This is a genomic window from Microbacterium sp., assembly GCF_047607465.1.
Lineage (GTDB): Bacteria > Actinomycetota > Actinomycetes > Actinomycetales > Microbacteriaceae > Microbacterium.
Window position 1 is genome coordinate 1 of sequence record NZ_JASGCY010000047.1, and the last position, 11,132, is coordinate 11,132.

An 11,132-nucleotide genomic window follows, 5' to 3' on the forward strand; every position below is an offset into this window, starting at 1 on the left:
CCTCGCGCAGCCGTTCGCGCACGGCGCGCTGCTGCGCGCCGCCGCGGTCCTCGCCCAGCCGCCGCGCCAACTCGTCGTGGTGACCGACCGACCGGACGGGCCGCTGGCCGAGGCCGCGCGCGCCGCCGACGCCGACCTGGTCGCGGTCGTGTCGCCCGCGCAGGCCGAGGCGTTCGCCGCCGCGGGCTTCGAGCTGTTCTCTGGACGATCGGAACCGTCGGAGCGCGCCTACGACTGCCGGGCGTTCGTCTGCCGGCTGCCGATGGCCGAGGCGGCTTTCATCGAGAGGGAGCGCTGACTCAGATCCAGCTGGGCATCCAGTTGTGCACGAGCCAGAACTCGTACGGCACGCTCATCCCCGTCCACACCGGGTAGAAGAACGCCGAGACGAGCACGGCGAAGACGAGGAAGATCAGCACCGTCAGCCGACCCGACCGGCGCCGGGGCAGCGGATCGTCGGGGCGGCCGGCCACCACCCGCAGGACCGCCACCAGCCCGAGCACGAGGAACGGCATCATCGCCACGGTGTAGAACTGGAAGATCGTGCGCTCCGGGAACAGCAGCCAGGGCACGTAGGCGGCGGCGAGCCCGATGAGCGGGTAGGTGAGAGCGGGATCGATCGGGGTCCGGTCGATGAGGGCGCGCGCGAGGCGGCAGAGCAGGTACACGGCCGCAGCGACGCCTGCGTACCAGATCAGCGGGTTGGGGATGCTGCTGATCACGGCGATGCAGTGGTCGGTGCCGCAGTCCTTCTGGTCGCTGCCCACCCACACGGCGGTCGGGCGCACGAGGAGAGGCCACTGCCACGCGGGGCTCGCATAGGGGTGGCCACTGGAGAGCCCGACGTGGAACCTCATCATCGCCTCGTGGTAGTTCCACAGCGCGAGGAGCGGGTTCGGGTCAGAGTCGCGGTCGTAGCCGCCCGCCGTCGCCAGCCAGCCGGTCCAGCTGACGAGGTAGACGCCCAGGGCGGGGAAGACGAGCAGCACGAACGAGATCGGCCCCTGCGTGAAGGCCGCAGCCGACGGCCACAGCGCCACTCCCGCGCGACGGCGGGCGAGAGCATCCGTGACGACGACGTAGAGGCCGAAGGCCGCCAGGGCGTACAGCCCTGACCACTTGACCGCGCACGCGGCTCCTAGCGCGAGACCGGCGGCGAGGAGCCAGGGTCGCCGCCAGAGCAGCGGCCCCCACATCGGATCGGGAGCCTCGTCGTCGGGCCTGTCGATGAGGGGGATGCTGCGCTGCCGGTCGATGAGGATGAACAGCGCGCCCAGCAGGATGAAGAAGGTGAGGATGCCGTCGAGGAGCGCGATGCGGCTGAGCACGATGCTGAGGCCGTCGATCGCGAGCAGCAGCCCGGCGACCGAGGCGACGGCGGTGGATCCGGAGAGTCGTCGCGCGATGAGATAGGTGAGGAGCACGGTTCCTGCGCCCAGCAGCGCGCTCGCCAGGCGCCAGCCGGTGCTGTCGTACGGGCCGGTCGCCGCCATGCCCAGGGCGATGAGCCACTTGCCCAGCGGCGGATGCACGATGAATGCGCCGGCGGCGTCGAGGGGGAGCTCACCGCCGGAGACGAACGCCTCGTTCGCCTTGTCGCCCCACGTGCCCTCGTAGCCGAGCGTCCACAGCGACCAGGCGTCCTTGACGTAGTAGATCTCGTCGAAGGCGAGCTCATGCGGGTGGCCGAGATTCACCAGGCGCAGCACGGCGGCGAGCACCGTGAGGGCAAGAGGGGCGAGCCAGCGCAGCGCGCGGTGCCGGGTGGCGGGCAGCAGGGAGGCGGGCGCGGTCACCGCTACAGCCTAGACAACCCGCATAGGCTGAACCGGTGATCATCCTCGCCGCCACCCCCATCGGAAACCTCGGCGACGCCTCCCGGCGCCTCATCGAGGTGCTCGAGAACGCGGAGGTCGTCGTGGCGGAGGACACGCGCACGACCGGTCGGCTGCTGCAGGCCCTGCAGATCTCGAACCGGCCCCGGCTGATCGCCCTGCACGATCACAACGAGAAGCAGAAGGCCGCCGAGCTCGCCGCTCTCGCCCTGGAATCGGACGTGGTCGTCATGAGCGACGCCGGGATGCCGGCGATCAGCGACCCGGGGTACGGCCTGGTGGCCGCGGCGGTCGCGCAGGGTGTGACGGTGACAGCGGTACCCGGGCCGAGCGCCGTCATCATGGCGCTGGCGATCTCGGGGCTCCCCACCGACCGGTTCACGTTCGAGGGCTTCCTGTCACGCAGGCCCGGAGAGCGGCGCTCGTCGCTGCGGGCGCTCGCCGCCGAGCCGCGCACGATGGTGTTCTTCGAGTCGCCGTCGCGGCTGGCGTCGTCGCTCGCGGACATGGGGGAGGCCTTCGGCGACGACCGCCGCATCGCGGTGTGCCGGGAGCTGACGAAGTTCTACGAGGAGGTGCGGCGCGGGAGCGCGTCCGAGCTCGCAGCCTGGGCGGAGGGCGGGGTGAAGGGCGAGATCGTCGTGGTCGTGGAGGGGGCGCCGCGGCGCGAGGCCTCGCCGGAGGACGCGCTCGCCCAGGTGCAGGAGCTCGTGGCCTCCGGCATCCGCTTGAAGGAGGCGACCGCCGAGGTCGCGGGCCTGACCGGCCTCTCGGCGCGCGACCTGTACCAGGCGGCGCTCGCCGCGCGGAAGCCGTGACTGCGGCTGCATCCTGCAGGGCTTTCGCCGTTTTGCAGGGGCCGGATGCGGATGCGGGCACTGTATGAGCGCGGATCCACTGCGGGATGCGGATGCCGGGCGAGATCAGCACGCGCCCGCACGCCGCGGTCTCGGCGGTCATCCCTCGATCGGCGGGCTGAGCGCCTCGGCGACGCCCGAGGCGGCGATGGCGTCGAGCGCGCGCTGGAGAACCTGAAGGTCCTCCACCGTCTCGACATTCGTGACCTTTCCCCACCGCAGGGTCAAGAACTGGAAGACCGTGTTCGCGTAGACACTGCCGTCGGGGAGAGTCCCCGACACCTGGGCTCTGGTCGCGACGCGCGTCCGCCACGGGCCGCCGACGACCAGCACGTCTTCGACCTCGAAGCGCGCGCCGGGGAGCAGACGCAGCGTCCGCTCCCACCAGCGGATCATCGCCTCCCGGCTGGTCCGGCGGCCACCGAGAGCGTGATCGCCGTGGAACACGTAGACGAACTCGTCGGCTAGTCCGTCGACCATGGCGAGGTAATCGCCGTGATTGATCCGGTCGAAGACCCGCCGCACCTGGGATCGGACGATCGTCTTGTACATGTCGGCCTCCAAAACGTTACTATTGGTAACATAATGACAGCAGCCGGCCGCCCGCGTAAACCCTCGATCGACGAGGCGATCCTCGACGCCTTCGCCGAGCTCGTCGTCGAGCGCGGCTACACGCGGGTCACCGTGGACGACGTCGTCGATCGCGCCGGGTCGAACAAGCCCGCCTTCTACCGGCGGTTCCGCGACCTTGCAGACGTGGTACCGCGCCTGCTCGCCGAGCGGCACGGACTCGATGCCGACATCGACACCGGATCACTGGTGGAGGACCTCCTCGAAGTGCAGCGTCGCCAGCTGGCTCTGTTCACGGACCCGGCGGTGTCGCGCGGGCTCATCGGCTGGGCGGCGTACGTGAGTGCGCATCCCGAGCGGGCCGAGCCCTTCGTCTCGAGCTACCTCGCACCGCGTCGGGCGTTCACGCACGTGATCCTCGCGCGGGCGGTGGCGCGGGGCGAGATCCGCGAAGGCGCCGATGCCGATTGGATCGCGGATCTGCTCACCGGCCCCCTCCTCATGCGGGTCACGCTGCCCGGTCTTCCGCCGATCACGGAGGAGCTCGTCGTCTTGACCGTCACCGCGGCGCTCGACGCCCTCGGGCTCGCCCGCACGGCGTAACAGGTCCGCCGCCCCGCCTAGAATCTTCCTATGCCCGCAGGCGAATCGTTCTACATCACCACGCCCATCTACTACCCCTCCGATGTGCCCCACATCGGCCACGGGTACACATCGGTGGCTGTCGACGCGCTCGCGCGCTGGCACCGGCAGGCGGGCGACGACACCTGGATGCTGACGGGCACCGACGAGCACGGACAGAAGATGCTGCGTGCGGCGGCGGCCAACAACGTCACCCCGCAGGAGTGGGTGGACCGCCTCGTCAGCGAGGCCTGGTTCCCGCTGCTGAAGACGCTCGACGTCGCGAATGACGACTTCATCCGCACCACGCAGGAGCGCCACGAGGCGCGGGTGAAGAAGTTCGTGCAGGCCATCTACGACCGCGGCTACATCTACGCGGGCGAGTACGAGGCGCTGTACTGCGTGGGGTGCGAGGAGTTCAAGCCCGAGTCCGAGATCCTCGACGGCACCGGTCCCTTCGAGGGGCTGAAGGTCTGCGCGATCCACTCGAAGCCGCTGGAGCTGCTGCAGGAGAAGAACTACTTCTTCAAGCTCAGCGAGTTCCAGGACCGCCTGCTCGAGCTCTACAAGGACGAGCCCGATTTCGTGCGGCCGGAGTCCGCCCGCAACGAGGTCGTCTCCTTCGTCCGGCAGGGGCTGAAGGACCTCTCGATCTCGCGTTCCGCGTTCGACTGGGGCATCCCGCTGCCGTGGGACGAGTCGCACGTCATCTACGTGTGGGTCGACGCGCTGCTCAATTACGCCACCGCCGTCGGCTACGGCGAGGACCCTTCGTCGGGCTCAGGGACCGGTGAGTTCGCCCGCCGCTGGCCCGCCTACCACGTGGTCGGCAAGGACATCCTGCGCTTCCACGCCGTGATCTGGCCCGCCATGCTGATGGCCGCAGGTCTCGACGTGCCCAAGGGCGTGTTCGCGCACGGCTGGCTGCTCGTCGGCGGCGAGAAGATGTCGAAGTCGAAGCTCACCGGCATCGCGCCGACCGAGATCACCGACGTGTTCGGCTCCGACGCCTACCGCTTCTACTTCCTGTCGGCGATCGCGTTCGGCCAGGACGGCTCGTTCTCCTGGGAGGATCTGTCGGCCCGTTACCAGGCCGAGCTCGCCAACGGCTTCGGCAACCTCGCCTCGCGCACGACCGCGATGATCGAGAAGTACTTCGAGGGCATCGTGCCGCCGGCCGCGGAATACACGGAGGCCGACCTCGGGATCCAGAGGATCGTCGCGGATACCGTGAAGAACGCGGATGCCGCGATCGAGCAGTTCCGCATCGACGAGGCCATCAGGGAGATCTGGACGATCGTCGACGCTCTCAACGGCTACATCACCGAGAATGAGCCGTGGGCGCTGGCCCGCGACGAGGAGCAGCGCGAGCGCCTCGGCACCGTGCTCTACACGTGCGCCGAGGGTCTGCGCGCGCTGGCTGTGCTGCTCTCGCCGGTGATGCCGCAGTCGACCGAGAAGCTGTGGATCGCGCTCGGTGCCGCCGAGAGCATCGGACGCCTGCAGGACCAGCCGATCCGCGAGGCCGGATCCTGGGGCGTGCTGCGCCCAGGGACCAGCGTGAACGCTCTCGCACCCCTGTTCCCCCGGGTCGAGCAGGCCTGACGGAGTCTCTGCGTGCCTGAGACCTACGTGCAGCGGCGTGACGGCGAGGGGCGCAAGGATCTGCGGTACCCCGCAGCTCCTGAGCCCCTCGCCGTGCCGATCTACGACAACCACGCGCACCTCGAGATCCTCGACGGCGATGAGCCGCTGTCGCTGACCGACCAGCTCGACCGTGCAGCGGCCGTGGGCATCGCGGGCGTCGTCCAGGCGTCGGGTGACATCGAGTCGTCGCGCTGGGCGGTGGATGCTGCGGCATCCGACCCGCGCGTGCTCGCCGCTGTCGCGATCCATCCGAACGACGCACCGACGTATGCCGCGAACGGCATGCTCGACGAGGCGATCGTCGTGATCGACGAGCTCGCCGCTCACCCGCGCACGCGCGCGATCGGCGAGACCGGGCTGGACTTCTTCCGCACCGACGAGCCCGGCCGCCCCGCGCAGTTCGAGTCCTTCGAGGCGCACATCGCGCTGGCGAAGAAGCACGGCATCGCGATGCAGATCCACGATCGCGACGCGCACGAGGCGGTGCTCGAGACGCTCGCCAGGGTCGGCGCCCCGGAGCGGACCGTCTTCCACTGCTTCTCCGGCGGCGACGCCATGGCGCGGGTCTGCGCGGATGCCGGGTACTACCTGTCCTTCGCAGGCAACGTGACCTTCAAGAGCGCGCAGAACCTGCGCGATGCTCTCGCGGTCACCCCGCTCGATCGGGTGCTCGTCGAGACCGATGCGCCGTTCCTGACCCCCGTGCCCCTGCGTGGCCGACCGAATGCGCCCTATCTCGTGCCGATCACGGTGCGTTTCATGGCCGCCGAGCTCGGTCTCGACCTCGACGAGCTGTGCGCGCAGCTCGCGGCGAACACCCTCCGCGTCTACGGTTCGTTCGAGGACCAGCCCACCGGAGACTAATCTGGCCGGATGCGCTTTCTCGATCCGATCACCCTCGAAGACGAGTTCGTGCGGCTGGAGCCGCTGAGCCCGCAGCACGCCGCGGATCTCGCCAGGGCCGCGGCGACGATCGAGCACGCGTGGTACACGTCGGTGCCGGCATCCGATGAGGTACCGGCCGAGATCGACCGCCGCCTCGCCCTGCGCGATGCCGGCCAGATGAACCCGTTCGCCGTGCGCCGGCTGTCCACCGGCGAGGTCGTCGGCGCGACGTCGTACTGCAACCCCGACCAGCCGAACCGCCGCATCGAGATCGGCTACACCTGGCTCGCAGCCTCGGTGCACGGCACCGAGGTGAACCCGGCGATGAAGCGGCTGATGCTCGCGCACGCGTTCGGCGCGTGCGATGCCATCGCGGTGACGTTCCTCACGCACTTCCACAACCGGCAGTCGCGTGCTGCGATCGAGCGGCTGGGCGCGAAGCTCGACGGCATCCTGCGCAACCACCGCATCATGCCCGACGGGTCGCTGCGCGACACGGCCGTGTACTCGGTGCTGCCGCATGAGTGGCCGGCGGTGCGGAACGGGCTCGAGGCTCGGCTCGCACGGCGCCGCCGGGGCGTCACACCGGTTTCGCGCTGACGATCTGCGAGATCGGGCGCCACACGACGACGAGGGTGATCGCGGCGCCCGCGAACGCGAACCACCACGGGGCGGTGAGCCCCCAGGTCTCGGCGAGCGCACCGCCGAGCGCCTGTCCGATCACGATGCCGCCGAACACCCCGACCATGTTCACCGAGCCGATCCGGCCCTGCAGCTCCTGCGGCACGAGCCGTTGACGCACCGTCGTCGAGATCGTTCCCCAGACGAACGAGTAGGCGCCGAAGACGAACATGATGATGAGCGCCACCCAGCCCGTGGTCGTCAGCGCGAACGCGAGGTGCATGAGTACTTCGAGCGTCAGCACGATGCGCATCAGGGTCGCGAACGAGACGTGCCGCTCGAGCCAGCCGAAGCTCGCTGTGGCCAGCAGCCCGCCGACCGCGGAGGCCGTGGTCAGCGCCCCGTAACCCACTGGCCCCATGCCAAGGTGCTCGGTCGCGTACAGCACGAGGACGCCCCACGGCGCCGCCCACGTCGCGTTGAAGAGCAGGATGATCAGCACCAGCATCCGCACCGGCGGATTGTGCCACAGCCACTTCACGCCCTCGGCGATATCAGTGTGCACCGCCGCGCGGCTCCCTGAGCTCGTCGAAGGGCCCCGCGGCGGCACCGGTGTGCGTGCCATCCGCGAGATGAGCACGACGGCGAGGCTCACGCAGACGATCTCGACGAGGAACGGCCAGGCGGCGCCTGCGGCGAAGAGGAAAGCGCCCAGCGGAGGGCCTGCGAACTGGTTCGCCACGAGATAGCCCGTTTGCAGGCGGGCGTTGCCGATGCCGAGGTCGGCGGGCTCGACCACCATCGGCAGGAGGGTGCTGCCCGCGGTGTCGACGAAGACCTCGGCGGTGCCGTAGAGGAAGGCGACCGCCAGCACGATCCCGATGTTCGCCGCTCCCGTGACGAGGAAGACGCAGAGCGCGGCGAGCACGACGGCGCGCGCGGCGTTGGCCATCATCACCAGGCGCCGTCGGTCGACGCGATCGGCGATGGCGCCGGCGTGCAGCCCGAACAGCAGCCAGGGCAGGAACTGCAGGATCGCGCCCGACGCGACGAGCATCGGCGACGACGTCATCGACGCGATCAGCAGGGGAGCGGCGGCCAGCGCGATGCCGTCGCCGACGTTGCTGGTCCACGAAGAGGCGAGCAACCAGCGGAAGTCTCTGCCCATCCGGCGCGGCGCGATCAGCTCTCCCAGGGTTGGCACCCGTGAAGACTACCGGTCGTGGGGGACAATGGTCTGATGACCGTCACCCTGCTCGGCGCCACCGAGATCCGCACCCTCGCCGCCGAACTCGATGTGACTCCGACCAAGAAGCTCGGGCAGAACTTCGTCGTCGATGCGAACACCGTCCGCAAGATCGTGCACGCCGCGCGCGTGCAGCCGGGGGAGAAGGTCGTGGAGGTCGGGCCGGGCCTGGGCTCACTGACGCTCGCCATCCTCGAGGCGGGGGCGTCGGTCACCGCCGTGGAGATCGACCACCGCCTCGCGGCCCGGCTGGCGCAGACGGCGGCCGAGCACGGGGTGGCAGAGGGGATGCTGACCGTGGTCGACGCCGATGCCCTGCGGGTCACGGAGCTGCCGGGGGAGCCGACGGTGCTCGTGGCGAACCTGCCGTACAACGTGTCGGTCCCTGTGCTGCTGCACTTCCTCGAGACCTTCGACCATCTGCAGCGCGGCGTCGTGATGGTGCAGGCCGAGGTCGCCGAACGCCTCGCCGCGAAGCCGGGCTCGAAGATCTACGGCGCCCCCAGCGTCAAGGCGGCCTGGTACGGCGAATGGAGGCTCGCCGGCACCGTGTCGCGCCAGGTCTTCTGGCCGGTGCCGAACGTCGACAGCCTGCTCGTCGGGTTCGATCGGGCAGCGGGCGAGCGGGGGACGATCGAGGAGCGCCGGCGCACCTTCGAGATCGTGGATGCCGCGTTCAACCAGCGCCGCAAGATGCTGCGCCAGGCGCTGTCGGGTCTGTACGGCGGCTCCGCCGCAGCATCCGCTGTGCTCGAGGCCGCGGGCGTCGCGCCGACCGCACGCGGCGAGGACCTCGCCGTCGACGACTACCAGCGCATCGCAGCGACTACTCTGGCACCGTGACCGCTTCGCCCCGCTTCCGCCCCGACGTCCCCGAGATCCACCGGCCCTATGCGGCCGATGAGGGCCGCTACGGACGGTTCGAGTACCGCCAGGTCGGCACATCCGGCCTGTATCTCCCACCGATCTCGCTGGGTCTGTGGTGGAACTTCGGCGACAACATCCCGATCGACAACCAGCGTGCGCTGCTGCGGCACGCGTTCGATCGCGGCATCACGCACTTCGACCTGGCGAACAACTACGGCCCGCCCTATGGGTCGGCGGAGAAGAACTTCGGCCGCATCTTCGCCGAGGACTTGCGCCCCTACCGCGACGAGCTCATCATCTCGTCGAAGGCCGGCTGGGACATGTGGCCGGGTCCGTACGGCGACTTCGCGAGCCGCAAGTACATCCTCGCCAGCGCCGAGCAGTCGCTGACGAGGATGGGCCTGGACTACGTCGACATCTTCTACTCGCATCGGGTCGACCCGGTGACGCCGATCGGCGAGACCGTCGGCGCGCTCGATACCCTGGTGCGGCAGGGCAAGGCGCTCTACGTCGGCATCTCCTCGTACAGCGCAGAGCGCACCGCCGAGGCGGTCGCGGTGGCGAAGGAGCTCGGCACCCCTCTCGTGATCCACCAGCCCGCCTACTCGATCCTCAACCGCTGGGTCGAGGGCGCTCTCGCCGAGACCCTCGAGCAGTCGGGCCTCGGCGCGATCGCGTTCACCCCGCTCGCGCAGGGGCTCCTCACCGGCAAGTACCTCGGCGACGGCACGGCAGAGCGCGCGCAGAAGCGCGGCTCGCTGCCCGACGCGCCCTTGACAGCGGATGCCGTCGCCACCCTGCGCGCGCTGAACGAGGTCGCCCGCGAGCGCGGTCAGACACTCGCGCAGATGGCCCTGCAGTGGACGCTGCGTACCCCGGTCGTGGCCTCGGCGCTCATCGGGGCCTCGCGGCCGGAGCAGCTCGACGAGAACATCGCGGCCGTCAACGGCCCTGCGTTCTCGGCGGCGGAACTGGAGCGCATCGATGAGCTGTCGGGCGCCATCGACGTCAATCTCTGGGCGACGTCCTCGGACCTGTGAGCCGACGATGAGCCTGGCGCGGTCGGACGGATCGGTGCACGTTCGGGCGCCGGGCAAGATCAACGTGTACCTCGGCGTCGGCGGACGGCACGATGACGGATACCACGCGCTGGCGACGGTGTTCCAGGCCGTCTCGCTCTACGAGGACGTCATCGCGCGTCCGGCCGCCGACTTCTCGATCACGGTGTCGGGGGCGGCGGATCCCGACTCCGTGCCGCTGGACGATCGCAACCTCGCGATGCGCGCGGCCAAGTTCCTCGCGGCGGCCGCCGACTACCACGGTGGTGTCGCGCTGGAGGTGCGTAAGAGCGTGCCGGTGGCCGGCGGGATGGGCGGAGGATCGGCGGATGCCGCGGCGGCCCTGGTCGCGTGCGATGAGCTGTGGGGCACCGGCTTCTCGCAGGCGCGCCTGCACGAGCTCGCCTCCCGGCTCGGCGCGGACGTGCCCTTCTCCTTGCACGGCGGCACCGCGGTCGGCACCGGCCGAGGCGACCGACTCAACCCCGCACTCGCGCGGGGGCGCTTCGACTGGGTGCTGGTCACCAGCAACGAGGGGCTGTCCACGCCGGCTGTCTACACCCGACTCGACGAGCTGCGCGCCGAGGAGGGCGCTCTCGCCGATGACCCGCCGCTGTCTCTGGACGTGCCGGTGGCGGTGCTGCAGGCGCTGCGCTCCGGTGATGCGGAGCAGCTGGCGACGAGCCTGCTCAACGATCTGCAGGCCGCGGCGATCGACATGCGTCCCGATCTCGACGAGGTGATCCAGCGCGGCATCCGCGCCGGCGCCTTGCAGGGCATCGTGTCGGGGTCGGGCCCGACCGTCGCCCTCCTCTGCGCGGACCCAGAGAGCGCGGGGCGCGTGCAGGCGGCGCTGCGCGGGGCAGGGGCGGAGTCGCGCGGGGCCGGGGCGGCGCTGTGCGGGGCAGGGGCGGAGTCGCTGCAC

11 protein-coding genes and 1 pseudogene are annotated in these 11,132 nt (G+C 70.2%); 9 read left to right on the forward strand and 3 right to left on the reverse strand.

Annotated features, from left to right (window positions below):
• Positions 1–298 (forward strand): annotated as a pseudogene (locus QM568_RS05940) (thioredoxin domain-containing protein); the annotation flags it as partial.
• A 1-nt stretch (position 299) separates the two neighbouring features.
• Here the strand turns inward: QM568_RS05940 and QM568_RS05945 are convergent.
• Positions 300–1,796, reverse strand: coding sequence for a dolichyl-phosphate-mannose--protein mannosyltransferase (locus tag QM568_RS05945; RefSeq protein ID WP_415136813.1), 1,497 nt, complete (start codon positions 1,794–1,796; stop codon positions 300–302).
• Between the two features lie 35 nt (positions 1,797–1,831).
• Between QM568_RS05945 and rsmI the strand changes: the two genes are divergently transcribed.
• A complete protein-coding gene (gene rsmI / locus QM568_RS05950) occupies positions 1,832–2,653 on the forward strand; it encodes a 16S rRNA (cytidine(1402)-2'-O)-methyltransferase (protein WP_415136815.1) in 822 nt (273 codons plus the stop codon).
• A 138-nt stretch (positions 2,654–2,791) separates the two neighbouring features.
• Here rsmI and QM568_RS05955 read toward each other — a convergent pair whose 3' ends face one another.
• On the reverse strand, positions 2,792–3,244 hold the full coding sequence (locus QM568_RS05955; protein WP_415136817.1) for a nuclear transport factor 2 family protein: 453 nt from the start codon (positions 3,242–3,244) through the stop codon (positions 2,792–2,794).
• A gap of 33 nt (positions 3,245–3,277) precedes the next feature.
• On the opposite strand from QM568_RS05955, the gene QM568_RS05960 reads away from it, so the two are divergent.
• The 4 genes from QM568_RS05960 to QM568_RS05975 are packed head-to-tail and all read left to right on the forward strand — an operon-like array spanning position 3,278 to position 7,015.
• Positions 3,278–3,865, forward strand: coding sequence for a TetR/AcrR family transcriptional regulator (locus QM568_RS05960; RefSeq protein WP_415136819.1), 588 nt, complete (start codon positions 3,278–3,280; stop codon positions 3,863–3,865).
• Between the two features lie 30 nt (positions 3,866–3,895).
• Positions 3,896–5,488 carry a methionine--tRNA ligase gene (gene metG / locus QM568_RS05965; RefSeq protein ID WP_415136821.1) on the forward strand — a complete coding sequence of 531 codons (1,593 nt, stop codon included), beginning with the start codon at positions 3,896–3,898 and terminating at the stop codon, positions 5,486–5,488.
• A 12-nt stretch (positions 5,489–5,500) separates the two neighbouring features.
• Entirely contained in the window at positions 5,501–6,394 is an 894-nt protein-coding gene (locus QM568_RS05970) for a TatD family hydrolase (protein ID WP_415136823.1), read from the forward strand.
• 9 nt (positions 6,395–6,403) lie between these two features.
• Positions 6,404–7,015 (forward strand): GNAT family N-acetyltransferase, encoded by a 612-nt coding sequence (locus QM568_RS05975; protein ID WP_415136825.1) that lies wholly within the window; start codon positions 6,404–6,406, stop codon positions 7,013–7,015.
• On the opposite strand, the gene QM568_RS05980 is transcribed toward QM568_RS05975, so the two are convergent.
• A complete protein-coding gene (locus tag QM568_RS05980) occupies positions 6,996–8,240 on the reverse strand; it encodes an MFS transporter (RefSeq protein WP_415136827.1) in 1,245 nt (414 codons plus the stop codon). The two genes, QM568_RS05975 and QM568_RS05980, sit on opposite strands and share 20 nt — an antisense overlap.
• 36 nt (positions 8,241–8,276) lie before the next feature.
• Here QM568_RS05980 and rsmA point away from each other — a divergent pair, with 36 nt between their 5' ends.
• The 3 genes from rsmA to QM568_RS05995 form a co-directional block, all read left to right on the forward strand.
• Positions 8,277–9,125 (forward strand): 16S rRNA (adenine(1518)-N(6)/adenine(1519)-N(6))-dimethyltransferase RsmA, encoded by an 849-nt coding sequence (gene rsmA, locus QM568_RS05985; RefSeq protein ID WP_415136829.1) that lies wholly within the window; start codon positions 8,277–8,279, stop codon positions 9,123–9,125.
• On the forward strand, positions 9,122–10,189 hold the full coding sequence (gene mgrA / locus QM568_RS05990; protein WP_415136831.1) for an L-glyceraldehyde 3-phosphate reductase: 1,068 nt from the start codon (positions 9,122–9,124) through the stop codon (positions 10,187–10,189). Before rsmA ends, mgrA begins: the two co-directional genes overlap by 4 nt.
• 7 nt (positions 10,190–10,196) lie before the next feature.
• Positions 10,197–11,132 (forward strand): 4-(cytidine 5'-diphospho)-2-C-methyl-D-erythritol kinase (locus QM568_RS05995; protein ID WP_415136833.1); only part of this gene is annotated, 936 nt, incomplete at its 3' end.